Source organism: Streptomyces sp. (assembly GCF_036524955.1).
Taxonomy (GTDB): Bacteria; Actinomycetota; Actinomycetes; order Streptomycetales; family Streptomycetaceae; genus Actinacidiphila.
The window spans coordinates 14,695-40,051 of record NZ_DATDBG010000265.1; the positions used below are offsets into that span (position 1 = coordinate 14,695).

20 protein-coding genes, 1 pseudogene and 1 riboswitch are annotated in these 25,357 nt (G+C 71.5%); of the genes and pseudogenes, 17 read left to right on the forward strand and 4 right to left on the reverse strand.

What is annotated here, in order from left to right; genetic code table 11:
- Positions 1-72: 72 nt before the first annotated feature.
- The 4 genes from coxB to VIW71_RS21160 all read left to right on the forward strand — a co-directional run bounded on the left by coxB (position 73) and on the right by VIW71_RS21160 (position 4,665).
- Complete coding sequence (coxB, locus tag VIW71_RS21145; protein WP_331624010.1) at positions 73-1,032, forward strand: cytochrome c oxidase subunit II; 960 nt, start codon at positions 73-75, stop codon at positions 1,030-1,032.
- A complete protein-coding gene (gene ctaD, locus VIW71_RS21150) occupies positions 1,029-2,765 on the forward strand; it encodes a cytochrome c oxidase subunit I (protein WP_331624012.1) in 1,737 nt (578 codons plus the stop codon). Before coxB ends, ctaD begins: the two co-directional genes overlap by 4 nt.
- Positions 2,762-3,160 carry a cytochrome c oxidase subunit 4 gene (locus tag VIW71_RS21155; RefSeq protein WP_331624014.1) on the forward strand — a complete coding sequence of 133 codons (399 nt, stop codon included), beginning with the start codon at positions 2,762-2,764 and terminating at the stop codon, positions 3,158-3,160. The genes ctaD and VIW71_RS21155 overlap by 4 nt, the downstream gene beginning before the upstream one ends.
- Positions 3,161-3,348: 188 nt before the next feature.
- Positions 3,349-4,665, forward strand: a complete 1,317-nt coding sequence (locus tag VIW71_RS21160) for a L,D-transpeptidase (protein WP_414720801.1) — start codon at positions 3,349-3,351, stop codon at positions 4,663-4,665.
- A 245-nt stretch (positions 4,666-4,910) separates the two neighbouring features.
- On the opposite strand, the gene VIW71_RS21165 is transcribed toward VIW71_RS21160, so the two are convergent.
- On the reverse strand, positions 4,911-5,336 hold the full coding sequence (locus VIW71_RS21165; RefSeq protein ID WP_331624017.1) for a hypothetical protein: 426 nt from the start codon (positions 5,334-5,336) through the stop codon (positions 4,911-4,913).
- A gap of 166 nt (positions 5,337-5,502) precedes the next feature.
- Between VIW71_RS21165 and VIW71_RS21170 the strand changes: the two genes are divergently transcribed.
- From VIW71_RS21170 to VIW71_RS21195, 6 genes are all read left to right on the forward strand, one after another.
- Positions 5,503-6,123 carry a cytochrome c oxidase subunit 3 gene (locus VIW71_RS21170; RefSeq protein WP_331624018.1) on the forward strand — a complete coding sequence of 207 codons (621 nt, stop codon included), beginning with the start codon at positions 5,503-5,505 and terminating at the stop codon, positions 6,121-6,123.
- 107 nt (positions 6,124-6,230) lie between these two features.
- Positions 6,231-7,040 (forward strand): c-type cytochrome, encoded by an 810-nt coding sequence (locus VIW71_RS21175; RefSeq protein WP_331624019.1) that lies wholly within the window; start codon positions 6,231-6,233, stop codon positions 7,038-7,040.
- The gene (locus VIW71_RS21180; RefSeq protein ID WP_331624020.1) at positions 7,037-8,092 is read left to right on the forward strand and encodes a ubiquinol-cytochrome c reductase iron-sulfur subunit; all 1,056 of its coding nucleotides are present in this window, start codon (positions 7,037-7,039) and stop codon (positions 8,090-8,092) included. The genes VIW71_RS21175 and VIW71_RS21180 overlap by 4 nt, the downstream gene beginning before the upstream one ends.
- A complete protein-coding gene (locus tag VIW71_RS21185; protein WP_331624021.1) occupies positions 8,092-9,723 on the forward strand; it encodes a cytochrome b in 1,632 nt (543 codons plus the stop codon). The genes VIW71_RS21180 and VIW71_RS21185 overlap by 1 nt, the downstream gene beginning before the upstream one ends.
- 438 nt (positions 9,724-10,161) lie before the next feature.
- The gene (gene trpD / locus VIW71_RS21190) at positions 10,162-11,226 is read left to right on the forward strand and encodes an anthranilate phosphoribosyltransferase (RefSeq protein ID WP_331624023.1); all 1,065 of its coding nucleotides are present in this window, start codon (positions 10,162-10,164) and stop codon (positions 11,224-11,226) included.
- 121 nt (positions 11,227-11,347) lie between these two features.
- A riboswitch (SAM riboswitch) is annotated at positions 11,348-11,464 on the forward strand.
- Between the two features lie 185 nt (positions 11,465-11,649).
- On the forward strand, positions 11,650-13,029 hold the full coding sequence (locus tag VIW71_RS21195) for an aminotransferase class V-fold PLP-dependent enzyme (protein WP_331624024.1): 1,380 nt from the start codon (positions 11,650-11,652) through the stop codon (positions 13,027-13,029).
- A gap of 224 nt (positions 13,030-13,253) precedes the next feature.
- On the opposite strand, the gene VIW71_RS21200 is transcribed toward VIW71_RS21195, so the two are convergent.
- Positions 13,254-13,535 (reverse strand): Lrp/AsnC ligand binding domain-containing protein, encoded by a 282-nt coding sequence (locus VIW71_RS21200; protein ID WP_331624025.1) that lies wholly within the window; start codon positions 13,533-13,535, stop codon positions 13,254-13,256.
- Positions 13,532-14,320 carry a rhomboid family intramembrane serine protease gene (locus VIW71_RS21205; RefSeq protein WP_331624026.1) on the reverse strand — a complete coding sequence of 263 codons (789 nt, stop codon included), beginning with the start codon at positions 14,318-14,320 and terminating at the stop codon, positions 13,532-13,534. Before VIW71_RS21205 ends, VIW71_RS21200 begins: the two co-directional genes overlap by 4 nt.
- 165 nt (positions 14,321-14,485) lie before the next feature.
- On the opposite strand from VIW71_RS21205, the pseudogene VIW71_RS21210 reads away from it, so the two are divergent.
- The 7 genes and pseudogenes from VIW71_RS21210 to VIW71_RS21240 form a co-directional block, all read left to right on the forward strand.
- Positions 14,486-14,719, forward strand: a pseudogene (locus tag VIW71_RS21210) (hypothetical protein); the annotation flags it as partial.
- A gap of 174 nt (positions 14,720-14,893) precedes the next feature.
- Entirely contained in the window at positions 14,894-16,411 is a 1,518-nt protein-coding gene (locus tag VIW71_RS21215) for an NYN domain-containing protein (protein WP_414720802.1), read from the forward strand.
- Positions 16,412-16,671: 260 nt separating this feature from the next.
- A complete protein-coding gene (locus VIW71_RS21220; RefSeq protein WP_331624027.1) occupies positions 16,672-17,703 on the forward strand; it encodes a C40 family peptidase in 1,032 nt (343 codons plus the stop codon).
- Positions 17,704-17,911: 208 nt separating this feature from the next.
- A complete protein-coding gene (locus tag VIW71_RS21225; RefSeq protein WP_331624028.1) occupies positions 17,912-18,991 on the forward strand; it encodes an NlpC/P60 family protein in 1,080 nt (359 codons plus the stop codon).
- A gap of 429 nt (positions 18,992-19,420) precedes the next feature.
- Positions 19,421-20,704, forward strand: a complete 1,284-nt coding sequence (locus tag VIW71_RS21230; RefSeq protein ID WP_331624029.1) for a hypothetical protein — start codon at positions 19,421-19,423, stop codon at positions 20,702-20,704.
- On the forward strand, positions 20,701-21,909 hold the full coding sequence (locus VIW71_RS21235) for a M48 family metalloprotease (protein WP_331624031.1): 1,209 nt from the start codon (positions 20,701-20,703) through the stop codon (positions 21,907-21,909). Before VIW71_RS21230 ends, VIW71_RS21235 begins: the two co-directional genes overlap by 4 nt.
- Before the next feature lie 217 nt (positions 21,910-22,126).
- Positions 22,127-23,257 carry a glycosyltransferase family 4 protein gene (locus VIW71_RS21240; protein ID WP_331624032.1) on the forward strand — a complete coding sequence of 377 codons (1,131 nt, stop codon included), beginning with the start codon at positions 22,127-22,129 and terminating at the stop codon, positions 23,255-23,257.
- A gap of 108 nt (positions 23,258-23,365) precedes the next feature.
- Here the strand turns inward: VIW71_RS21240 and VIW71_RS21245 are convergent, their stop codons facing one another.
- Positions 23,366-25,162 (reverse strand): AMP-dependent synthetase/ligase, encoded by a 1,797-nt coding sequence (locus VIW71_RS21245; protein WP_331624033.1) that lies wholly within the window; start codon positions 25,160-25,162, stop codon positions 23,366-23,368.
- Positions 25,163-25,357 lie beyond the last annotated feature (195 nt).

The window sequence follows — 25,357 nt, forward strand, 5'->3', positions numbered from 1 at the left end:
GCCCGCGCTCGGGGGCCCGACCCCAGACGGCCGGAACACTCGGACGCGGCGAGACTCTCGGGAAGGCGCTACGTGAGTCCCAACGGCTCCGACCGCTCGTCGCGGCGCCCGATGCGGCGATGGCTGCCGCAGGCGCTGGCCGCGGGCCTGGTCCTTGCGACCGCCACTGGTTGCTCGTACAAGGACTATCCCCGCCTCGGCATGCCCAGCCCGGCCACGGAACAGGCACCACGGATCCTCGCTCTCTGGCAGGGCTCCTGGGCCGCCGCACTGGCGACCGGTGTGCTCGTCTGGGGTCTGATCCTGTGGAGCGTGATCTTCCACCGGCGCAGCCGGACCAAGGTCGAGATCCCTCCGCAGACCCGTTACAACATGCCGCTCGAGGCTCTGTACACGATCGTCCCGATCATCGTCGTCGCGGTGCTCTTCTACTTCACCGCCCGGGACGAGTCCGAGCTCCTGGACACCTCCGAGAAGCCGCAGCACGTGGTCAACGTGGTCGGTTTCCAGTGGAGCTGGGGCTTCAACTACGTGGAGAACGTGGACGGGAACCCGGCCACCCCCGCGAGCGTGCCGTCGGAGCTGTCCGCGATCCCGGCGAACAGGCTGCTGATGCCGGTCGGCGCGGAGGGCGTCTACGACGTCGGCACCCCGGCGAGCAAGGACCCCGACAACGGTCTGCCCGGCCCGACCCTGTGGCTCCCCAAGGGGGAGACCGTGCGGTTCGTCCTCACCTCGCGTGACGTGATCCACTCCTTCTGGGTGGTTCCGTTCCTGATGAAGATGGACGTCATCCCCGGTCACACCAACGTCTTCCAGGTCACGCCCAACAAGATCGGCAACTTCAAGGGCAAGTGCGCCGAGCTGTGCGGTGTGGACCACTCGCGGATGCTGTTCAACGTCAACGTGGTATCGCCGGACGAGTACCAGCAGCACCTCAAGGACCTGGCGGCGAAGGGTCAGACCGGTTACATCCCGGCAGGCATTCCCACCACGGGCAACGCGAAGAACTCGGAGCCCAAGACCACATGAGCATTCTCAACGAACCGCAGGGCGCGGCCGAGGCCGACGACTCCTACGAGGACGAACTCCCGGTCCGCAGGAAGAGCCCCGGCTCGGTGGTCGTCAAGTGGTTGACCACCACCGACCACAAGACCATCGGCAGCCTGTACCTGATCACGTCGTTCGCCTTCTTCCTGATCGGCGGCATCCTGGCGCTGCTGATGCGCGCCGAGTTGGCCAGGCCGGGCAACCAGTACCTGTCGAACGAGCAGTTCAACCAGGCGTTCACGATGCACGGCACCGTGATGCTGCTGATGTTCGCGACGCCGCTCTTCGCCGGCTTCGCCAACTGGATCATGCCGCTGCAGATCGGCGCCCCCGACGTGGCGTTCCCGCGGCTGAACATGTTCGCCTACTGGCTCTACCTGTTCGGCTCGCTCATCGCGGTCGGCGGCTTCATCACCCCCCAGGGCGCTGCGGACTTCGGCTGGTTCGCGTACTCCCCGCTGTCCGACGCGGTCCGCTCGCCGGGCGTCGGCGCCGACATGTGGATCATGGGTCTGACCCTGTCCGGCTTCGGCACCATCCTCGGCGCGGTCAACTTCATCACCACCATCATCTGCATGCGCGCGCCCGGCATGACGATGTTCCGCATGCCGATCTTCGTGTGGAACGTGCTGCTGACCGCGGTGCTGGTGCTGCTGGCCTTCCCCGTGCTGGCCGCCGCGCTGCTCGCCCTGGAGGCCGACCGGAAGTTCGGGGCGCACATCTTCGACGCCGCCAACGGCGGCGCGCTGCTGTGGCAGCACCTCTTCTGGTTCTTCGGCCACCCAGAGGTGTACATCATCGCGCTGCCGTTCTTCGGCATCATCTCCGAGGTCATCCCGGTGTTCAGCCGCAAGCCGATGTTCGGTTACGTCGGCCTGGTCGCGGCGACCATCTCCATCGCCGGCCTGTCGGTCACCGTGTGGGCGCACCACATGTACGTCACCGGCGGCGTGCTGCTGCCGTTCTTCTCCTTCATGACCTTCCTCATCGCGGTCCCGACCGGTGTGAAGTTCTTCAACTGGATCGGCACGATGTGGAAGGGGTCGCTGAGTTTCGAGACCCCGATGCTGTGGGCCATCGGCTTCCTGATCACCTTCGTCTTCGGTGGTCTGACGGGTGTCATCCTGGCCGCGCCGCCGCTGGACTTCCACGTCTCGGACTCGTACTTCGTGGTCGCGCACTTCCACTACGTGGTCTTCGGCACCGTGGTGTTCGCGATGTTCGCCGGCTTCCACTTCTGGTGGCCCAAGATGACCGGCAAGATCCTGGACGAGCGGCTCGGCAAGATCACCTTCTGGACGCTCTTCTTCGGCTTCCACGGCACGTTCCTGGTCCAGCACTGGCTGGGCGCCGAGGGCATGCCGCGCCGGTACGCGGACTACCTGGCGGCGGACGGCTTCACCACCCTGAACACCGTCTCCACCATCAGCTCGTTCCTGCTCGGCCTGTCGATGCTGCCGTTCATGTACAACGTGTGGAAGACGGCCAAGTACGGCAAGAAGGTCGAGGTGGACGACCCCTGGGGCTACGGCCGTTCGCTGGAGTGGGCGACCTCCTGCCCGCCGCCGCGGCACAACTTCCTCACGCTGCCGCGCATCCGCTCCGAATCCCCGGCGTTCGACCTGCACCACCCGGAGATCGCGGCGGTCGAACTGCTCAGCCACACACCCCACAAGGCGCTGTCCGGAGCCCAGGGCAAGGAGGAGGGCCAGTGAAGATCCAAGGCAAGATGTTCCTCGGCTTCGCCGTCTTCATCCTGGCCGCCGCCATCGTCTACGGCTTCTGGTCCAAGGAGCCGGCCGGCACCACCGCGCTGGTCCTGGCGTTCGGGCTGTGCCTGATGATCGGCTTCTACCTGGCGTTCACCGCCCGCCGGGCCGACACCGGGGCGATGGACCGGGAGAACGCCGACATCGCGGACGAAGCCGGTGAGCTGGGCTTCTTCAGCCCGCACAGCTGGCAGCCGCTCTCGCTGGGGATCGGCGGCGCGCTCGCCTTCCTGAGCGTCGTCTTCGGCTGGTGGCTGATGTTCTTCGCGATGCCCGTCATCCTGGTCGGCCTGTCCGGCTGGGTCTTCGAGTACTACTTCGGTGAGAACCGCACGCAGTAGGGCGGTTCGCACGGCCCGGGGCGGGCCCGGACACCGCGGAGGGTGTCCGGGCCCGCCCTTGTCGCGTCATTCGCTCGTTCGTACGCACCCACCGCGCGGAATTCGGTGGCCGTTCATAGCGTGACGACATGAGCCACTCATCCATAGGCCGCAGGCCGACAGGTCGCCGGCCGATACGTCACCGGCCGATACGTCACTGGTCGCGCCACGGTGCCGCGCTGCGTTGCGCGCTCCTTGTGGCACCCCTCGCGGTGGGGCTCACCGCCTGCACCGGAGACGGGGATCCTCTGGCCGCCGCGCCCTACGACGCGGCGGCCAAAGTCGTCTACGGGGTCGCGAGCGGTGGCAAGGCAGACCCGTCCAAGCCGGTGGAGGTCTCCGTCAAGGACGACGGCTCCCGGATCACCGACGTCACCGCCACGGATGTCGCCGGCCGGTACGTACGCGGCGAACTCAGCGCCGACGGCCTGCGCTGGCACTCCACGGCGCCGCTCGCCGCGGGAGCGCACTACACGATCCGGGTCAGCACCGAGAACTCCGACGGCCGCCCCGGTCGCAAGGTCGTCGGCATCGACACCACTGCGGCCGGCGCCGGCCTGCACGTCACGTTCGGCCCGGACGCCGGGACGTACGGGGTCGGGCAGCCGATCACCGCCGAGCTCAGCGTCCCCGTCAAGGACCCGGCCGGCCGTGCGGCGGTGGAGTCCAATCTGCGGGTGACCGCGACACCGGCGGCCGGCCCCGGCTCCTGGTACTGGGTGGACGACCGCACCCTGCACTACCGGCCCAGCAGTTACTGGCCCGCGCACGCCACCATCACGGTCCGCTCCACGCTCAGCGGTGTGCGCGTCGCCGACAAGCTGTACGGCGGCGCCGACAAGCCGCTCACCCTGCACACCGGCGACCGGATCGAAGCGCTCACCGACGCCGCCACCCACCTCATGACCTTCAAGGACGACGGAAAAGTGCTCAAGACGATCCCCATCACCACCGGAAAGCCAGGCTTCGACACCCGCAACGGCATCAAGGTGGTGCTGGGCAAGGAGCAGTTCGTCCGGATGCGGAGCGAGAGCATCGGCATCGCCGCCGGCAGCTCCGAGGGGTACGACCTGCCCGTCTACTGGGCCACCCGGGTGACGTGGAGCGGTGAGTACGTGCACGCCGCACCCTGGTCCGAGGGCTCCCAGGGGGTGGCCAACGTCAGCCACGGCTGCACCGGCATGAGCACCGCGAACGCGCAGTGGTTCTTCGAGCACATACGCCGCGGTGACATCGTCCAGGTCGTCAACACCGAGGGCGACACGATGTCACCGTTCGACAACGGCTTCGGCGACTGGAACCTGACCTGGGAGCAGTGGAAGCGGGGGAGCGCTCTCAGCGGCGGCGGTGGCGGCGTCACGCCCGAACTCCCCGCCCCCGGCAGCGGTTCCGGTGACGAGGGCCAGACCGAGGTCCTGCAGAACCCCCCGTCCGACCCCGCCCGCCTCCGCCCCGAAGCTGCCTAGTTGTATGTGCCGCGCCTTCGCCGCCGGCCGCTCAGATCCGCCGTGGGGGTCCCCCCGGACGGAGTCCGGGGGAGGTCGACCGTGCTCGATCGCTCGTTCCTCATTGCCGCGCCTTCGCCTCCGGCCGCTCAGACCCGCCGTCGACGGTCGACCGTGCTCGATCGCTCGTTCCTCACGATCTCCGCGCGCTCTCCGCTTTCGACAGCGGCGCGGCCTTTGGCTCAGTCGCTACGGGTCTTCCTCGGTTACCGGGGAGTGAGGGTCTTGCCGTTGTTGTTGTTGCCGGCGCGGCGGCGCAGCAGGGTGGCGAGGGTGTCGCTGAGGGCGACCGGGTCCACCGGGTGGGAGACCGCCGCGTCCGCGCGGCTCCAGGTGGCCAGCCAGGCGTCCTGCGGGCGCCCGATCAGCACCAGCACCGGCGGGCAGCGGAAGATCTCGTCCTTGATCTGGCGGCAGACTCCCATCCCGCCGGCCGGCGTCGCCTCCCCGTCCAGCACGCAGGCGTCGATCCCGCCGCGTTCCAGCTCGGTGAGAACCGCGGGCAGCGTGGCGCACTCCACGTACTCCACCGGCGGCAGGTCTGCGGCGGGCCTGCGGCCGACTGCGAGCCGGACCTGCTCCCGGGTGTTCGCGTCGTCGCTGTAGACCAGCACCGTGGCGGTCGCCTGCATCCTGGCTCCTCCTCGTACCCGCTCGTCCACGTCCTCGTGAACGGTTTCTCAAGTGCTGTGGATGCTACTCCCGCCAGCGCCTTTCCCAGAAGGGTTAGCTCGTTCGAGGGGAGATCGGTGGGGGAAGGGGACCCCCGGAGTGAGCGCCGTATAAGCGACCGACATAATGTCGGACGTGGCGACAGCAACAGCAGTAGATACCGGGCACGCGCACCCGTCGGTCAACCGGCCGAACCTCACCAGCGTCGGAACCATCATCTGGCTGAGTTCCGAGCTGATGTTCTTCGCGGCCCTCTTCGCGATGTACTTCACCCTCCGGTCGGTCACGGGTGCCGACTTCTGGAAGGCGCACGCCGACGTGCTGAACGTCCCGTTCTCGGCGACGAACACGACGATCCTCGTGCTCTCCTCCTTCACCTGCCAGATGGGCGTCTTCGCGGCCGAGCGCGGCGATGTGAAGAAGCTGCGCTCCTGGTTCGTCCTGACCTTCGTGATGGGCGCGGTGTTCATCGGCGGGCAGATCTTCGAGTACACCAACCTGGTCAAGGAGGACGGTGTCTCGCTCAGCTCCGACGCCTACGGCTCGGCGTTCTACCTGACGACCGGGTTCCACGGGTTGCACGTGACGGGCGGTCTGATCGCGTTCCTGCTGGTACTGGGCCGGACGTACGCGGCCAAGCGGTTCACCCACCAGCAGGCCACCGCTGCCATCGTCGTGTCCTACTACTGGCACTTCGTCGATGTCGTGTGGATCGGCCTCTTCGCCACGATCTACCTGATCAAGTAGCCGGTCGCGCCGGGCCGGTCTGGCACTGCCGGTCGCCTGCCGCCGGTACCGCACCGCACCACATTCCAGAAGCATCGACGCAAGAGATCCTGACACCGGGGTAATCCGTGAAAAAGCTCTCCGCACGACGGCGCCACCCGCTGGCGGCGCTTGTCGTCCTACTCTTCGCGCTCGCGGCCACCGGGGGGCTGTACGCCGTGCTCGCGCCGGCGCCGAAGGCGCAGGCCGACGCATCAGCTCAGTCCCTCGCCATCGAGCAGGGCAAGAAGCTGTACTCGGTCGGCTGCGCCAGTTGCCACGGCGCGTCCGGCCAGGGCACCTCCGACGGCCCGAGCCTGGTCGGCGTGGGTGCGGCCGCCGTGGACTTCCAGGTGGGTACCGGCCGGATGCCGGCCCAGCAGCCGGGCGCGCAGGTCCCGAAGAAGAAGGTCATCTACACCCAGGCCGAGATCGACCAGCTCGCCGCGTACATCGCCTCACTCGGTCCGGGCCCGGCCATTCCGAGCAAGGACCAGTACGACCCGGCCGGCGCGGACGCCGCGAAGGGCGGAGAACTCTTCCGCACCAACTGCTCCCAGTGCCACAACTTCATCGGCAAGGGCGGCGCGTTGACGGACGGCAAGTTCGCGCCGAGTCTCAAGGGCGTCGACCCCAAGCACGTCTACGAGGCGATGCAGACCGGCCCGCAGAACATGCCGTCCTTCCCCGACGGCATCATGCCGCCGGACACGAAGGCCGACATCATCGCGTACCTGGACGAGGTGAACACCAGCGACGCCTCGAACCCCGGCGGCTTCACGCTGGGCAGCCTCGGCCCGGTGTCCGAGGGCCTGTTCGGGTGGGTCTTCGGTCTCGGAACGCTGATCGCCATCGCTGTCTGGATGGCCGCACGGACGACTAAGGCCAAGAAGTCATGAGCGAGTCTGGATCCCACAACGACGTGTCAGAGAACCTGCCGGGTGAGCACCGGCCCCACGGTGGCGAAGTAGCGGTCATCGACCCGTTCGCCGACCCCGGGCTGCCGCCCCACGAGTACCGCCGTCAGGACATCGACGAGCGGGCCGCCAAGCACTCCGAGCGGGTGGTGGCGGGGCTGTTCACCCTGTCGATGCTCGGCACCATCGCCTTCATCGCGTGCTTCGTCATCTTCGACATCGACAAGATCGTCTACATCTTCCCGTTCGGTCACGTCAGCGCGCTGAACTTCTCGCTCGGCCTGACGCTGGCGGTGGCGCTGCTCGGCATCGGTGTCGGCTCGGTCCACTGGGCCCGCACCCTGATGTCGGACGAGGAGATCGTCGACGAGCGGCACCGCGCCGACGCCGACGACGAACTGCGCGAGAACATCCGGCAGCAGTGGATCACCGGCGCCAAGGAGAGCGGCTGGGGCCGGCGCCGGCTGGTCCGCAACGCACTGTACGGCGCGCTGACCCTGGTGCCGCTGGCCGGCATCGTGATCCTGCGCGACCTGGGCCCGCTGCCGGGCACCAAGCTCCGGCACACCCTGTGGTCGAAGGGCAAGGTGCTGATCAACCCCAACACCAACAAGCCGCTGCGGCCCGAGGACATCATCGTCGGCTCGCTGGCCTTCGCGCAGCCCGAGGGCCTGGAGGAGACCGACGAGGACTTCCAGGAGCAGATCGCCAAGGCGGCCCTGCTGATCGTCCGGATCAAGCCGGAGGACATCAAGGACAAGCGCGAGCGCGACTGGTCCCACGACGGCATCGTGGCGTTCTCCAAGATCTGCACCCACGTCGGCTGCCCGATCAGCCTGTACGAGCAGCAGACGCACCACGTACTGTGCCCCTGCCACCAGTCGACGTTCGACCTGTCCGACGGTGCCCGGGTGCTCTTCGGCCCCGCCGGACACCCGCTGCCGCAGCTTCGGATCAGCGTCAATGATGAGGGCAACCTCGTCGCCCTCGGCGACTTCGAGGAGCCCGTCGGTCCGGCCTACTGGGAGCGCTGATGAGTACAACCACCCAAACCCCCAACCGCCGTGGACCGTCGAACCCCGGTGAGCGGATCGCGGAGTGGACCGACGGCCGGCTGGGTCTGTACAAGCTGGCCAAGTCCAACCTGCGGAAGATCTTCCCGGACCACTGGTCCTTCATGCTGGGCGAGATCTGCCTCTACAGCTTCACGATCCTCATCCTCACCGGTGTGTACCTGACGCTGTTCTTCCACCCCAGCATGAACGAGGTCGTCTACCACGGCTCGTACGCGCCGCTGCAGGGCGTGCGGATGTCCGAGGCGTACGCCTCCACCATGCACATCAGCTTCGAGGTGCGCGGTGGCCTGCTGATAAGGCAGATCCACCACTGGTCCGCGCTGATCTTCATCGCGGGCATGATCGTGCACATGATGCGCGTGTTCTTCACCGGCGCCTTCCGCAAGCCGCGCGAGATCAACTGGCTGTTCGGCTGGACGCTGCTGTTCATCGGCATGTTCACCGGCTTCACCGGCTACTCGCTGCCGGACGACCTGCTGTCCGGTACCGGCGTCCGGTTCACCGAGGGCGCGGTGCTCTCCACGCCGATCGTCGGAACGTACCTGTCGTTCTTCCTGTTCGGCGGCGAGTTCCCCGGGCACGACTTCGTGCCGCGGTTCTACTCGGTGCACATCCTGCTGTTCCCGGGCATCATGGCGGCGCTGCTCACCTTCCACCTGATCCTGATCTTCTACCACAAGCACACCCAGTTCCCGGGTGCGGGCAAGAGCGAGAAGAACGTGATCGGCACCCCGCTGCTGCCGGTCTACACCGCCAAGGCGGGTGGCTTCTTCTTCATCGTCTTCGGTGTGATCTCCGCGATCGCCGCGATCGCCACCATCAACCCGATCTGGACGATGGGCCCCTACCGGCCGGACCAGGTGTCCACCGGGGCGCAGCCCGACTGGTACATGGGCTTCTCCGAGGGTCTGATCCGCGTGATGCCCGGCTGGGAGATCAGGGGCTGGGGCCACACGCTGGTGCTCGGCGTGTTCATCCCGCTGATGATCTTCCCGCTGGTGCTGCTGTCGATCGCCGTCTACCCGTTCGTCGAGTCCTGGGTCACCGGTGACAAGCGGGAGCACCACATCCTGGACCGGCCGCGCAACCGCCCGGTGCGTACCGGGCTCGGCGTGGCCTGGCTGACGATGTACTTCGTGCTGCTCATCGGTGGCGGCAACGACATCTTCGCCACGCACTTCCACTTGTCGATCAACGCGATCACCTGGTTCGTGCGCATCGGCTTCTTCGTGCTGCCGGTCGTCGCGTACTACATCACCAAACGGATCTGTCTGGGCCTGCAACGGCGTGACCGGGACAAGGTGCTGCACGGCCGCGAGACCGGCATCATCAAGCGGCTGCCGCACGGCGAGTTCATCGAGGTCCACGAGCCGCTGTCGCAGCAGCAGCTGCACATGCTCACCGCGCACGCCCAGCCCGCCCCGATCGACCCGGGCCCCGAGGTCGACGAGAACGGCGTCCAGCGCAGGATCAGCCCGGTCGCGAAGATCCAGGCGAAGATGAGCCGCGGCTTCTACGGGGAGGAGAACAACATCCCCAAGCCCACGGCGGAGGAGTACCAGGAGATCACCAGCGGGCACGGTCACTAGGTCGCTCGCGCTGAGCGTCGCCACGTACCTTCCGGGCCGGGCCCGGCGCCTTTCCGGGGCGCCGGGCCCGGCCCGGGGCGTTTCTCGGTGTTCGGGCTCTCTTGGCCGGCGGGTTTTCCGGAGTGCGGGCGGTCCGGGGCGTTCGGGGTGGCAGCTGCCGTCGTCGGGCCGCGGGCCGGTGGGGGCCGATCGCGCGGTTCCCCGCCCTTCGGGGTGCCTGCGTCCGCGCGGGCCGGTCGTGCGGCTTCGCGCCCCTGCGGGGCGGCCCTGTCCGCGGGCTGGTCTGCGGTGTTCGCGTCTCACGGGCGTCCCCTTCCGCGGGCCGGCCGGGCGGTTGGGCGGCTTGCGGGGCGGTCTGTCCCCGCGCTCCTGCGGGGCGGCGCGCACCGCTAGGCTGCATCCGCTGGACTCAGTAGCACCATTCCAGGAGCGTGGACCGTGAGCGTTGTGAACCCCGCCGGAGGCGACCGCACAGCCCTGCGCTCATGGCCCGACGTGCTGAGCGCGCTGCTCGCCGGGCGGGACCTGAGCGGGGACGACACGGCGTGGGCGATGGACGCGATCATGCGCGGTGCGGCCACCGACGCGCAGATCGCCGGGTTCGCGATCGCGCTGCGGGCCAAGGGCGAGACCGTGGACGAGGTCGCCGGTCTGGTCCGGTCGATGTACGCCCACGCCAACACCATCGAGGTGCCGGGACCCAGCGTGGACATCGTCGGCACCGGCGGCGATCGGTTCGGCACGGTCAACGTCTCGACGATGTCGTCGGTCGTCGCGGCGGCGGCCGGCGCGAAGGTCGTCAAGCACGGCAACCGGGCGGCGTCCTCCGCCAGCGGTGCCTCCGACGTCCTGGAACAGCTCGGCGTCAACCTCGAACTCACCCCCGAGCGGGTCGCCGAGGTCGCCGCGGAGGCCGGCATCACCTTCTGCTTCGCGGTGAAGTTCCACCCGGCACTGCGCCATGTCGCCGCCGCCCGGAGCGAGTTGGGAGTGGCCACCACCTTCAACTTCCTCGGGCCGCTGACCAATCCCGCCCGGGTACGGGCCCAGGCCACCGGTGTCGCCGACCCGCGGATGGCCCCGGTCCTCGCCGGGGTGCTCGCCGACCGCGGCTCCTCCGCGCTGGTCTTCCGCGGCGACGACGGCCTGGACGAACTGACCACCACCGCGACCTCCCAGGTGTGGGTGGTGCGTGACGGCAAGGTGGAGCAGGTCCCCTTCGACCCCCGCGACGTCGGCCTGGACCTCGTCCCCGTCGAGGCGCTGCGCGGCGCCGACGCCGCCCACAACGCAGGCGTCGCCCGGCGGCTGCTGGCCGGCGAGTCCGGCCCCATACGGGACGCGGTGCTGCTCAACTCCGCCGCCGCGCTGGCCGCGCTGGAGCCCACCGCGGAACCGCTGGAGGAGCAGATCGCCGCCGGGCTGGTACGGGCCGCGGAGTCCATCGACTCCGGGGCGGCGGCCGGGGTTCTCGACCGGTGGGTGGCGGCGAGCCACGCGTGACGCGGGTACGGGAGCCCGTACACCCTCCCGTACCTTCCTGACGCTCCCGTGCGCGCGGGGCGCTGTCCACGGTCCGGACAGCGTCTTGCGCCGCGGGCGGCGTATGGCAGAATCCCTGGAAGGTCACGAGTGACAGCGCGAAGGCCCCGGCTCGCTGTCCGGCAACCCTCCGTCCGAGGCGGGGTGCCCCGGGTGATGACCGGGCCGTGAGCAGCAGGGCTCATGGCAAGCCGGATGTGGGAGTTCTCGCATGATCAAGCGAATGCGGTAGGGCCTGTCGGCCCCGGTTCTGCGTCTCTTCGGTCCCGCCGTCAACGGCCGCCGAATTCTGCTCATCCGCCCGTCGTTTCCGCCCCGACCCGTGCCGTGCGTTCCCCGGTACGGGCCGCGGGCTGGTCCCGCCTGTTTCCCCGGGAGTTCGCCATGACTGTTTCTGAGGTTTCCGCCGTTTCCACCGATCCCGGCCTCTGTACGCCGCTGGCCGTGCTGGGGCGGGACGTCCGCGTACCGCTTGTGACCGGCGGCGAGGTCACGTACGCGGCCCTCGACTACGCGGCCAGCGCCCCCGCGCTCCAGCGGGTGTGGGACGACGTGGCCGCGTACGCGCCCTACTACGGCAGCGTGCACCGCGGGGCCGGGTATCTGTCGCAGCTCTCCACCGACCTGTTCGAGCAGAGCAGGGCCGCGGTCGCGGACTTCCTGGGGTGCCGGCCGGACGACCAGGTGATCTTCACCCGGTCCACCACGGACTCCCTCAACCTGCTGGCCGCCGCCCTCCCGGCCGGCACCCGGGTCTTCGTCTTCGAGACCGAGCACCACGCCTCACTCCTCCCGTGGCAGCGCGCGGACGGCGCGGAGGTCACCTGTCTGAGTGCACCGCGCACCCCCGAACAGGCCGTCGCCGCCCTCGACGTGGCCCTGCACGGTGCCCCCAAGGGCCCCAAGCTGGTGTGCGTCACGGGGGCGTCCAACGTGACCGGTGAGGTGTGGCCGGTACGGGAACTGGCCGCAGCCGCACACCGGCACGGCGCGCGGATCGTCCTCGACGCCGCGCAACTCGCCCCGCACCACCCGGTGGACGTCGCCGCCCTCGACGTGGACTGGGTCGCCTTCTCCGGCCACAAGCTCTACGCGCCCTTCGGCTCCGGCGTGCTCGCCGGGCGGGCCGACTGGCTGCGGGAGGCCGAGCCGTACCTGGCCGGCGGCGGCGCCACCCGTACGGTCACCCGCGCGGGTGACGGCGGTCTGGACGTCGAGTGGCACACGACCGCCGCGCGCCACGAGGCCGGCTCGCCCAACGTGATCGGCGCCTACGCCGTCGCGTCCGCCTGCAGGGCGCTGACCGAGGCCGGTTTCGACCGCCTCGTCGCCCGCGAACAGGCGCTGCTCACCCGGCTCCGGGACGGCCTCGCCGACATCCCCGAGGTCCGGCTCCTGTCCCTCTTCTCCGGCGACGCCCCCCGCGTCGGCGTCCTCTCCTTCACCGTCGCCGGCTGGAACAGCTCGCACTTCGCCGCGGCCCTCTCCGCCGAATACGGCATCGGCGTGCGCGACGGCCTCTTCTGCGCCCACCCCTTGCTGCGCACCCTGCTGGGCGCCCCGTCGGCCGGCCCCGGCGAATGCGGCGCCCCCGACGCCGCCCCCGGCGAGCCCTCCCTCAACGCCCTCCGGGTCAGCTTCGGCGCCGGCACCCCGGAGGAACACATCACCCGTTTCCTCGCGGCCACCCGCACCCTCGTCCGCGACGGCGCGGCCTGGTCCTACCGCAACGAGAACGGGCGCTGCGTTCCGTCCCCCCGGTGAGCGGGCGCGGGCGGCTCACGGCGGGTCGCCCGCGGCACCAGGGCCGGTCTGACGCATGGGCGCCGTCTGCCCGCGGGGGCGGGGCTCGCGGTGTCCGGTGCGTGCGATCGCACGGCGGAGGGCCGTGCTCGCAGTGGGCGCAGCGGGCCTCTCGGACGGTCCCGGCAACGCGGCGAGCGTGCGTGCCGGGCGCCGCGGGGCAGGCGGGATGTGCCGGACAGGCCCTAACCGTCGAGACCGATCGCGAACGCCGCCTCCAGGTCGTGCTGGGAATACGTGCGGAACGCGACGTGGGTGTCGGTGGCCAGGACCCCCGGAACCTTGGAGATGCCGCCGGGGATGACGTCGGCGAGGTCGTCGTGGCGGGCCACCCGGACAAGGGCTACCAGGTCGTACTGGCCGGTCACCGAGTACACCTCGCTCACCCGGTCGAGAGCCGCGATCGCCTCCGCGATCTCGGGAATCCGCTCCACGGAGGTCTTGATGAGCACGATCGCGGTGATCATGGCTGAATGTCTCCCTGACTCGGAGCCGACCTGATGACGACGCTCACCTTACGCCGCGGCCGGTAGCAGACCCACGCGCAGAGGAAGCCGAAGGCGAAACCGACCAGGTGGGCGAGGTACGCGACGCCGGGCCCGCCGCCGCTCGCGGCCTGGGCGGCGAACCACTGGAGGACGAACCAGAAACCGAGCACCATCCAGGCCGGGAAGCGCAGGGGGACGAAGAAGAGGAACGGGAAGACGCTGGTGACGCGGGCACGCGGATAGAGGTAGAGGTACGCCCCGAGCGTGCCGGAGATCGCTCCGGAGGCGCCGACGAGGCTCTGCGTGTCCTGGGTGTGGGCGAGGGCGAATCCGTACGTGGCGAGGTACCCGGCCGCCAGGTAGAAGAGGGTGAAGCGGAACCGGCCCATGCGGTTCTCCACGTTGTCGCCGAAGACGTAGAGGAAGAGCATGTTGCCGATCAGGTGCAGCCAGCCTCCGTGCAGGAACATCGCGGTGAGCACCGACAGGACCGGCGACTTGGGGAAGGCGTCCGGGGTGGGACAGCCGGGGGGCAGATCCAGCCGGGCGGCGGGCAGGCGGCCGTGGAAGAGCTCGCTCGGGACGACACCCCAGTGCGAGAAGTAGACCGCCTGCTCGCACTCCAGGCGCGCGCCGGTGCCGTACGAGGGGGTGAAGCCGGAGAGCGGGCCGAGGAGGAAGACCACGGTGCAGACGGCGATCAGCGCGTACGTCACGACCGGCGGGCGGCGGACCGGGTTCTTGTCGTACACCGGGATGACCATGGACCGATGATGACGGAACGGGTACAACGGGCGAAGGTCGCCTCGCCGCAGCGCGCCCTACCTCCGAGGCCGTAGGGTGACCGGGACGCGGACCCGTGCGTCGCGGAACGAGCACGGCACGACCGCTGAACGACCTTGAACGACACGAAGGAAGGTGCCGTAGCGATGCCGGTTCCCCCGCCGACCGCCACGACGCGATGGCGCTGCACCCTGTGCGGCAATCTGACCCGATTCGACGTGACCCGGTCCACCCGGGTCGTGGAGTACGTGCATCTGGACCTGGGCGGCGAGCCGCGCGTCGAGGAAACGGAAGTGCTCAGCGAGACGGTCGAGTCCGTACGGTGCCGGTGGTGCAACGCGCTGGACCAGATCGAGCTGGTCGACCGGCCGGGCGCGAACGTCGAGCGGACGCCGGACGAGCGGGACCGGAAAGACGGCACCGACGAGAAGGACCACGGCCCGGATCACGGTTCCGCACAGGACTGAGCTCTGTTAAGAGGACAATGGAGAGCAGACGGCGGCCGGAGGGATCGAAGGGGGCCGGGAGGGCGCCGAGGAACCGGACGGGAGTGACTGGTGGACGGTATCGGCGGCGTTCCGCGGCCCGAGGCGAGCGGAACCGAGGCGGTCGCTCCGGCGACCCCGGACGCCCCGAACCCGGACGCGCAGGGACCTGCTCGTCCGGCCCACGCCGCGCCCGCTCCCGACGCCCAGGGCCGGACCCCGGGCGCTCCGGGCCCCGAGCCGGCGCCCGACGGCTCCGCCGCCGGTGAGCCCGCGCTCGACCGGCCGCTCCCCGAGGGTGTACGGCATCGCGTCGTCGCCATCGCCGCCGAGGCCTTCGGTGGGTTCACCTACCAGGAGCTGCCGGTCTCCTTGCGCCCGTACGCCCGCTTCACCCCCAGCCGACGCGTGAAGTACGCGGCGACCGCGCTCGCCGCGGCGCTGGAGTCCGACGCCGGATTCCGGCAGAAGGTCGCGGCCCGGCTGCGGGAAGCGCAGCCCGAACTCACCGGCGCCCTGGACGGCGGCACCCCGCCGCCCGCCGCCGACCCGCTGGACGTGGCGACCGCCGCGTACCTGCTGCGGCCGGCCGGGTGGGCCAAGCTGGTCGCCACCGCGGGGGAGGAGGCCCAGCGCGCCGACGCGGAGCGTGCCGACGAGGAGACGCTGCGCGAGGTGGCCCGGCTGCGCGAGGAGGTCGATGTGCTGCAGGCGCAGGCCCGCACCGAGGCGGCCCGCACCCGGGCCGAACTCGACTCGGTCCGCAAGGAGAGCGACGCGCTGCACCGTAAGCTCCGCGCCGCGCTCAGCGACGTCAAGCGTGCCGAGGCCGCCCAGCGCAAGCTCCAGGTGGAACTGGACGAGGCCCGCGCCACTGCCGCCGCCGAGCGGGCCGCGGCCGAGAGCGAGGCCCGGCGGATGCGTACCCGGCTCGCCGAGGCCGAGTCGGTGGTGGAGGCCGGCCGCCGCGCGGTCCGCGAGGGGCGCAGCGTGGAGGACGTACGACTACGCCTGCTGCTGGACACCGTGCTGGACGCGGCGTCCGGGCTGCGCCGTGAACTCGCCCTGCCGCCACGGGACACGATGAGCGTACGGCCCGCCGACACCGTGGACGCGGTGGCGCCCGGTTCGTTCAGCGCCCGGGACATCGCCACCCGGGCGCTGTCCGAGACCGATCCGGCGTTGCTCGACCAGTTGCTGGCCCTGCCCCAGGCCCACTTGGTGGTGGACGGCTACAACGTCACCAAGACCGGTTATCCCGCACTGCCGCTGGAGAAGCAGCGGTTGCGGCTGCTGGGCGGTCTGGCCGCGCTGGCCGCGCAGAGCGGCGCGGAGGTCACCTGTGTCTTCGACGGCGCCGACCTGGACATGCCGGTCCTGCTCGCGCCCCCACGCGGGGTCAGAGTGCTGTTCAGCAAGGCCGGTGAGACCGCGGACGAACTGATCCGCCGGCTGGTGCGGGCCGAACCGCCCGGGCGGCAGATCGTGGTGGTCTCCGCGGACCGCGAGGTCGCCGACGGGGTCGCCAAGGCCGGCGCCCGCCCGGTCGCCTCCACGCTGCTGCTCAAGCGACTGGCCCGGGTCTGAACGGCCTTACCGCTGCCCACTGTTCACTATCGCACCAGCGTCAACTCAGTGTGCCACCACCCTCACCGGGCGTACGACGTACGTAAATAATTCGCGTTCCGGAGAGATTTTGCCTACAAGGATTTGAACCGATCACAGAAACATCACTAGGGTCGGGCCTCGAACCTCCGCGCAGTCGATCACCCAACCCGGGTGACGCGTCGGAGGCCGCCCGCCAGCTCCGACCGGTAGGCGGCTGAAGGAAGAAGGAGCTCGCCTTCGTGGCGTCCCACCGTCGTCCCAAGCCGGCAAGCCGCACGCGCGTGACCGTGCTCACCGCGACCGCCGCAGCCGCGGTCGCCCTCTCAGCCCAGGCAGCGCAGGCCGCCCCCGCCAAGCCGACCATCAAGGACGCCAAGGCGAAGGTCAACGCGCTGTACGAGCAGGCGGAGCAGGCCACCGAGAGGTACAACGCGGCCAACGAGAAGCTGCACACCCTGCAGAAGGACGCCTCCAGCCTCCAGGACCAGGTGGCCAGGCAGCAGCAGCACCTCAACCGGCTCCGCGACGGCCTCGGCGCCATCGCCGCCTCCCAGTACCGCAGCGGCGGTATCGACCCGTCGCTCCAGCTCTTCCTCTCGTCGAACCCGGACAGCTACCTGGACCAGGCGAGCACCCTGGACCAGCTCGGTTCGCTCCAGGCCGACGCGCTCAGCCAACTCCAGGACGCCAAGCGCAGCCTGGACCAGCAGCGCGCCGAGGCCACCACCAAGCTCGCCGAACTCCAGGCCACCCGCACCGAGCTGGCCACCCGCAAGGCCGAGGCCAAGGAGAAGCTCGCCAAGGCCCAGTCGATCCTCAACACGCTCACCGCGCAGCAGCGGGCGCAGATAGCCTACGAGGACTCGCTCGCGGCCAGCCGCGCCAGCCAGCGGGTGGACCTCGGTAACGCCACGGCCGCCACGCAGCGCGCCGCCGCTGCCTTCGAGGCCGGGAAGACCCGGATCGGCATGCCGTACGTCTACGGCGCCAGCGGACCCACCGCGTTCGACTGCTCCGGGTTCACCTCCTGGGCGTACAACCAGGCCGGCGTCTCCATACCCCGCACCTCGCAGTCGCAGGCCAGCGCCGGCACCCGGATCTACTCGGCCTCCCAGCTCGGCGTCGGCGACCTCGTCATCTTCTACGGCGACTACCACCACGTCGGCCTCTACGCGGGTAATGGCATGGTGCTGCACGCGCCTCGCCCGGGCACGTCCATACGGTACGAGTCGATCGGGAACATGCCGTTCCAGTTCGGCGTCCGCATCTAGCGCCGCGTCAGCCGCGTCGGTCCGGATTCCGTGTCCCTGGCTTCCGCTCCGGGCAGGGGCCCACGACGCGCGCATCCGTTCGGGTGACGACGTACCCGCCCGTCCGCGCGGGGCAGGTCGGATGACCTGCGGTTGAGGCGGCCCGTTCACACGTAGGGGCCGCGGCCCGCGTGGACGGAGTGTCACCGGGTGGTTACTGTCTGCTGCCGTGGCATCCCATCGACGCTCTCCGCAGCCGGGCCTGGCCGCCCGTACCACCCGGGTCACCGTGCTCTCCGCGGCTGCGGCGGCCACCGCGGCGCTTTCCGGCGGCGCCGCACAGGTCGCCGCCGCGGACCCCGGGGGCGGCGCGCCGGACCACGCCTCCCGCACCGACCGGGTGAACCGCCTGGACCGGTTCTACCGGCAGGCCGAGCAGGCCACCGAGGCGTACGACGCCGCCCAGGAGCAGGCGGGCAGGCTCGGCGCCGACCTCGCCGGCCTCCAGGACCGGGCCGCCCGCGGCCAGCAGCGTGTCAACGAACTCCGCGACGGACTCGGCACGCTGGCCGCCGCGCAGTACCGCGACGGCGGCCTCGACCCCTCGATCGCGCTGCTTCTCTCCGACGACCCGGACTCCTACCTCGACCGGGCCGCCGCCCTCGACCGGGCCGGCGGACGCCAGGCCGAGCTCCTGCGTCGGCTCCACGAAACCGAAGCGGTGTTGCGGCACCAGCGGGCCCAGGCGGCGGCCGACCTGCGTGAGTTGCGGCGCTCGGTGGCCGTACTGCGGGACCGCAAGCGGGCGGTGCAGCGCGCGCTCGCCGAGGCGCACCGCGTCCTGGCCGCACTGCCCGCGGACCAGCGCGCCGGGTACATCCCCGGGGCCGCCGACCGCGCCTTCCGGGTCCGCCCCGCCCCGCCCGCCGCCCCGCTGACGGCCGCCCCGCTGCCGGCCGTCTCCAGCCGCGCCGCGCTCGCCGTCGCCGCCGCCCGCCGGACCATCGGCGCGCCCTACGTCTGGGGCGCCGGTGGACCCGACGCCTTCGACTGCTCGGGCCTCACGCGGTACGCCTACGCGCGCGCGGGCGTCGCCCTGCCGCGTACCTCCCAGGGGCAGGCGAACGCCGGCCGGCACGTACCGCTCGACCAGGCCAGACCCGGCGACCTGGTCATCTACCGCAGCGACGCCAGCCATGTCGGGCTGTACGTCGGCGGCGGCCAGGTGATCCACGCTCCCTATCCGGGCGCCAGGGTCCGCTACGACCCGGTCGACATGATGCCGATCACGGCGGTCACCCGCCCTTGAGCGGGCGAGGCCGCGGGCCGGCGGGGGGCGGGTGTGTGCGGTGAGGCGTGTGCGGACGTGTGCGGGCGGGTGTGTGTGGCGGGGGTGTGTGCGGTGGAGGTTTGAGCGCCGCGGGCGGGTGCGGCGCAGTCGTGTGCGGGCGGGTGTGCGTGGCGGAGGCGTGTGCCGTGTAGGCGTGTGCGCCGCGGGCCGGCGGGGGGCGGGTGTGTGCGGGCGGGGCGGGCCTGTGCGGCGCAGACCTGAGCCGCCGCCGAGACCTGAGCGCCGCAGGCATCCGCGCCGCAGGCATCCGCGGGGGGACCTGAGCGGCGCCGAGACCCCGGCCGCGCAGGCGGCCTGTGCGGCCGGGACCTGAGCGGGGCGAAGCCCGTCGTGGGGGTGCGGCTACCGCCGCACTCGCACCCGGCGGGCGGGCCGTACGCTCTGCGCATGACCGCGGTGTTCGCACGACGCCCCAGGGCCGCCGGGGGCGCCCGGGCGGCGGCCCTGGCCGTGCTCGTGCTGGTGGCCCTGCTCGCGGCGCTGGTCGGCGGGTGTTCGGCCGGACCGGAGCGCGCCGCGCCGGACGCGGACGCCGGCGTCCGGCGGCTGCTGGACCAGCGGGCCGCGGCCGTCCTGCACCGCGACCGCACCGCGTTCCTCGCCGGGATCGACCCGCGCGCCACCCGTTTCCTCGCCGAGCAGCGGCGGGTGTTCGGCAACCTCACGGACGTGCCGCTTGCCGCCTGGTCGTACGCCCTGGTCCGCACCGGCGCCTTCCCGCTGCCCGCCGCGGCCGACGGCACCCGCCGTGCCGCCGCCGAGGTCAGGCTCAGCTACCGGCTGAGCGGACACGACGCCGAGCCGGTCGTCTCCACCGCGTTCCTGACCCTCGCCGAGCGCGGCGGGCGCTGGTACGTGGCCGGGGACGACGACGGCGCGGCGAGCGGCCACCGCACCGCCGTACAGCTCTGGGACCAGGGCCGGGTGCGGGTGGTGCGCGGGGCCCACAGCCTGGTGCTGGGGCTGGGCACCCCGGCGGTGCTGCGCGCGTACGCGGCCGACGCGGACCGGGCCGTCCCCGAGGTGGTGCACGCCTGGGGGACCGGCTGGCCCCGCACGGTGGTCGTCGAGGCGCCCGCCTCGCTGGCCCAGATGGCCGCGCTGCTCGGTGCCGCGCCCGACGCCTACCGCACGATCGCGGCGGTGACGACGTGGGAGCCGGGCGCCCGGGAGCGAAGCCCCGGGGAAGCGCCGGCGGACCGGGTGATCGTCAACCCGGAGGCGTTCCGCGGGCTCTCCGGCTTCGGGCGCCAGATCGTGCTCACCCACGAGACCACGCACGTCGCCACCCGCCTGTCCACCAACGGCCACACCCCGCTGTGGCTCTCCGAGGGCGTCGCCGACTGGGTCGCCTACCGCACAGCGGGCCGCACCGCCCGCCAGGTCGCGCCCGAGCTGGCCGCCGACGTCGCCGCCGGCCGGCTGCCCGCCGCGCTCCCCGCCGCGGCCGACTTCGGGTCCACCGCGCGCCGCCTCGCCCAGGCGTACGAGGGCGGCTGGCTCGCCTGCCGGATGATCGCGGACGAGTGGTCGCCCGAGGCGCTGACCGGGCTCTACCGAGCCGTCGCGAAGGGCGGCACGCCGGACGCGCACCTGCGGGCCTCGCTGGGTGTGAGCCTGACCGAATTCACCGCGCGGTGGCGCGCCTATCTGGGGCGGGAGCTGGGTTGACGAACGGCACACGGGAACCGGCGGAGGACGGCGGCGACTTCACGCCCGAGGAGGTCGCGCGGGGGCGGGCGCTGCGGCAGGGCGTGTGGCCGGCGGCCGTGGGGTCGCGGGTGGCCACGCTCGGACTGCTGCTCGGCCTCGGGCTGACCTCGGCGGGGGCCGGTCTGGTGGGGGCGTTCGGCGACGCGTGGGCGGTGCGGGTGGTGGCCGCCGCGGTGACCCTGGTACTGCTGCCGCAGGTGCTGGGACTGCCGTTCGGCGCGCGGGGCAGGGTGGTCCGGGCCCGGTTCGGCCTGGTCACGCAGGGGTGGGGCGGCTGGGCGGTGGACCAGGCGCGCGGGCTGCTGATCTCCTTCCCGCTGATCCTCGGCGCGCTCTTCGGGCTGTACGGGCTCGCGGCCGTCACCCGCTGGTGGTGGGTGTGGGCCGCGCTCGCGGCCGCCGCGGTGACCGTTCTCCTCTCCTTCGCCGCACCCCTGGTCTTCGAACCCGTCTTCAACCGCTTCACGCCCATGGCGCCGGGTCCGCTGCGGGACGCCCTGCTCGCGCTGGCCGCGCGCGACGGCGTCGCCGTACGGGACGTGCTGGTCGCCGACGCGTCACGCCGCACCACGGCGCTCAACGCGTACGTGTCCGGCTTCGGCCGCACCCGGCGGATCGTCGCCTACGACACGCTGCTGAGCACGGCGGAGCCGCGCGAGGTGGAACTCGTCGTCGCCCACGAGCTGGGGCATGTCGTACACCGGGACGTGGCCCGCGGCACCGCCCTCGGCGCGATCGGCTCCGCCGTGGGGGTCTGCGCGCTCGCCGCGGTCGTCACATGGCGCCCGCTGCTCGACCTGGCCGGTGTCTCCCGTTTCCCCGACCCCCGCTCGGCCTGGCTGCTCGCCGCGGTCGCCGCGGTCGGCGGCGCGATCGCGGGTCCCTTCGGCTGCGCGCTCAGCCGCCGCGTCGAGGCCCGCGCCGACCGTCACGCCCTCACCCTCACCTCCGCGCCCGATCGGTTCATCGCCATGCAGCGGCGTCTCACCGTCACGAATGTCGCCGACCCGGCCCCGCCGCGTCTCCTGCACGTCCTCTTCGGTACGCACCCCACACCGTCCGCTCGCGTCGCCATGGCCCGCGCCTGGCCCGCGGAGGCTCAGCAGCGCCCTGCGGGCTCATCGCGCGCCCCAGGCGCGGGCCGGACCCGCAGGGTTACATAGGGGGACGGGCAGCGGCCGAAGCGGCCCAGAGGCGGCGGCAGGCGATGAGGGAGGCGGCGACGAGCAGGCCGTTGCGGGTGGCGAGGAGGGGCGCCGCCACCCGGTGTGCATCATGTGGTCCGCGGCGGTCGCACCACCGGACGGACGTGAACGGGTCGGCTGGGCGGGTGAACGGCCGGCGCAGCCTCTGCCGCGCGACCCGGTACTGTCGGCGGCGATGGACAAGACGCTGATCGTCACCAACGACTTCCCGCCCCGCCCCGGAGGCATCCAGTCCTTCGTGCACGGCATGGCGATGCGGCTCGACCCCGGGCAGGTCGTGGTCTACGCCTCGACCTGGAAGGACGGCTCCGAGGTCGCACGGTTCGACGCGGAGCAGCCCTTCCGGGTGGTCAGGGACCGTACGACGATGCTGCTGCCGACCCGGCGGGTGACCCGTACCGCCACGGCACTGCTGCGCGAACACGGCTGCTCCTCGGTGTGGTTCGGGGCCGCCGCGCCGCTCGCCCTGATGGCGCCCGCGCTGCGCCGGGCCGGGGCGCGGCGGCTGGTCGGCACCACGCACGGCCACGAAGCGGCCTGGGCGCAGGTGCCGGCCGGCCGCCAACTGCTGCGCAGGATCGGCGAAGGCACCGACACGCTCACCTATCTCGGCGAGTACACCCGCTCCCGGATCGCCGCCGCGCTGACCGAGCAGGCCGCCGCCCGGATGGTCCAACTGCCGCCCGGCGTGGACGAGAAGACCTTCCACCCGGGTTCCGGCGGCGCGGTGGTACGGGCCCGGCTCGGCCTCGCCGACCGCCCGGTGGTGGTGTGCGTGTCGCGGCTGGTGCCGCGCAAGGGCCAGGACACGCTGATCCTCGCCATGCCCCGGGTGCTGCGCGAGGTGCCGGACGCGGCGCTGCTGATCGTCGGCGGCGGACCGTACCGCAAGGAGCTGGTGCGGCTCGCCGAACGGACCGGGGTCGCCGCCGCCGTACGCTTCACCGGGCCCGTGCCCGCGGCGGAACTGCCCGCGCACTACGGTGCCGGGGACGTCTTCGCGATGCCCTGCCGGACGCGGCGCGGCGGCCTCGACATCGAAGGGCTCGGCATCGTCTATCTGGAGGCGTCAGCCACCGGTCTCCCCGTGGTGGCCGGCGACTCCGGCGGCGCTCCCGACGCCGTCCTCGACAGCGAGACCGGCTACGTCGTCCCCGGCGGTTCCCCCGCCCGCACCGCCGACCGCCTCCTCACCCTGCTGCGCGACCCCGAGCTCCGCCACGACATGGGCGAGAAGGGCCGCCAATGGGTCCAGCGGGCCTGGCGGTGGGACCTGCTGGCGGAACGGCTGCGCTCGCTCCTTTGAACGATGGTCAACGACCTCCCCGAGGGGTACACCCGCGAGGGAGCGTGGCGCGGAGCGGCGAACTCCGACTCGATCCAGTTCTGCCACGAGCCGTAGGCGGGCAGGATGCTAGCGCGCGTACATCGCCTCGATCTCGTCCGCGAAGTCCTTGAGGACCACATTGCGCTTCAGCTTCAGCGACGGCGTCACGTGGCCCGACTCCTCGGTGAACTGGGTGGGGAGGATGCGGAACGTGCGGACCGACTCGGCCCGGGAGACCGCCGCGTTGCCCTCGTCCACCGCGTGCTGGACGGCGGCCAGCAGTTCGGGGTCGGTGGCGAGTTCGGCCGGGCTCTTGGCGGACTTGCCGTGCAACTCGGCCCAGCGCGGCAGGAACTCCTCGTCCAGGGTGATCAGCGCCGCGACGAAGGGGCGGCCGTCGCCGACCACCATGCACTCGGCGACGAGGGCGTCCGCCCGGATGCGGTCCTCGATCACCGCGGGGGCGACGTTCTTGCCGCCGGCCGTCACGATGATCTCCTTCTTGCGGCCGGTGATCGACAGATAGCCGTCCTCGTCCAGCGTGCCCAGGTCACCGGTGTGGAACCAGCCGTCGCCCATCGCCTCGACGGTGGCCGTCTCGTTGTTCCAGTAGCCGGTGAACAGGTGCTCGCCGTAGAGCAGCACCTCGCCGTCGTCGGCGATCCGTACCGTGGAACCCGGCAGCGGCTGCCCCACCGTGCCGATCTTCGGACGGTCCCAGGGGTTGAACGCGGTCGCCGCGCAGGACTCGGTGAGGCCGTAGCCCTCCAGCACGGTGAAGCCGATGCCGCGGTAGAAGTGGCCCAGACGCTCGCCGAGCGGGGCACCGCCGGAGATCGCGTGGGTGGCCCGCCCGCCGAGGACCGCGCGCAGTTTCCGGTAGACCAGCCGGTCGAAGACCCGGTGAGTGAGCCTCAGCCGGAGCGAGGGCCCGGAGCGGGAGTCCAGCGCCCTGCTGTACTCGATCGCGGTCGCCGCGGCGCTGTCGAAGATCTTCCCCTTGCCGCCCGCCTGAGCCGTCGCCCGCGCCGAGTTGTAGACCTTCTCGAAGACCCGCGGCACCCCGAGGATCAGCGTCGGCCGGAACGACTGCAGGTCGTCGGTGAGGTTCCTGACGTCGGACACGTGGCCGAGCCGGATCGGCGCCATCACCGCCGCCACCTCGACCAGCCGGCCGAAGACATGGGCGAGCGGCAGGAAGAGCAGTACGGAGTTCCGGCCGGTCGCGAAGAGCGGGCCCAGCCGCTCCACCACGTTGCCGCACTCCGCGAAGAAGCCGCGGTGGCTGAGCACACAGCCCTTCGGGCGGCCGGTGGTGCCGGAGGTGTAGACGATCGTCGCGGGCGAGTCGGCGCCGGCGAACCCGGACCGCTCGTCCACCACCGCCTCGGCGATGTCGGTACCGGCCGCCACCAGCACGTCCACCGCGCCCGTGTCGATCCGCCACACGTGCTTCAGCTGCGGCAGCCGTTCGCGTACCGACTCCACCGCGTGCTCGTGCGGGTCGGACTCCACGACCACCGCCACCGCGCCGGAGTCGCCGAGGATCCACTCCACCTGGGCGGACGACGACGTCTCGTAGACGGGTACGGTGACCGCGCCCGCGCTCCAGACCGCGAAGTCCAGCAGCGTCCACTCGTACCGCGTCCTGGACATCAGCGCGACCCGGTCGCCCGGCTGCACCCCGGAGGCGACCAGGCCCTTGGCCACCGAGCGCACCTCGGCGAGGAAGCGGGCGGCGGTGACGTCCGCCCAGTGGCCGGCGGAATCCTTGCGGGCGATCACCGGCGTGTCCGGATGCTGTGCGGCGTTGCGGCGGATCAGGTCCGTCAGGTTGCCGTCCGCGGGGACCTCGTACAGGGCCGGAAGGCTGAACTCACGCAAGGCGGCTGCTCCTCATCGGTGCCACGGTGCACCCGGAGGGACGGTGATGGACGGCGGCGACGTTACCCATCGGTAAAGCTCCGGCGATAGAGGGGCACTGCGGATGTTTTAAGCATCACACACCCGGCGGGCAGAGCCGTTCCCCGAACAGTAGACCGGCCTGCCGGTCTCGCGCACCTGACGCTCCGGGAGGGC

Excerpts from the sequence above, each read along its gene's own strand:
- ctaD (WP_331624012.1), top strand. The coding sequence starts at position 1,029 with ATGAGCATTCTCAACGAACCGCAGGGCGCGGCCGAGGCCGACGACTCC.
- VIW71_RS21165 (WP_331624017.1), bottom strand. The coding sequence starts at position 5,336 with ATGCAGGCGACCGCCACGGTGCTGGTCTACAGCGACGACGCGAACACC.
- VIW71_RS21170 (WP_331624018.1), top strand. The coding sequence starts at position 5,503 with ATGTCGGACGTGGCGACAGCAACAGCAGTAGATACCGGGCACGCGCAC.
- VIW71_RS21180 (WP_331624020.1), top strand. The coding sequence starts at position 7,037 with ATGAGCGAGTCTGGATCCCACAACGACGTGTCAGAGAACCTGCCGGGT.
- VIW71_RS21185 (WP_331624021.1), top strand. The coding sequence starts at position 8,092 with ATGAGTACAACCACCCAAACCCCCAACCGCCGTGGACCGTCGAACCCC.
- VIW71_RS21195 (WP_331624024.1), top strand. The coding sequence starts at position 11,650 with ATGACTGTTTCTGAGGTTTCCGCCGTTTCCACCGATCCCGGCCTCTGT.
- VIW71_RS21200 (WP_331624025.1), bottom strand. The coding sequence starts at position 13,535 with ATGATCACCGCGATCGTGCTCATCAAGACCTCCGTGGAGCGGATTCCC.
- VIW71_RS21205 (WP_331624026.1), bottom strand. The coding sequence starts at position 14,320 with ATGGTCATCCCGGTGTACGACAAGAACCCGGTCCGCCGCCCGCCGGTC.
- VIW71_RS21230 (WP_331624029.1), top strand. The coding sequence starts at position 19,421 with ATGACCGCGGTGTTCGCACGACGCCCCAGGGCCGCCGGGGGCGCCCGG.
- VIW71_RS21240 (WP_331624032.1), top strand. The coding sequence starts at position 22,127 with ATGGACAAGACGCTGATCGTCACCAACGACTTCCCGCCCCGCCCCGGA.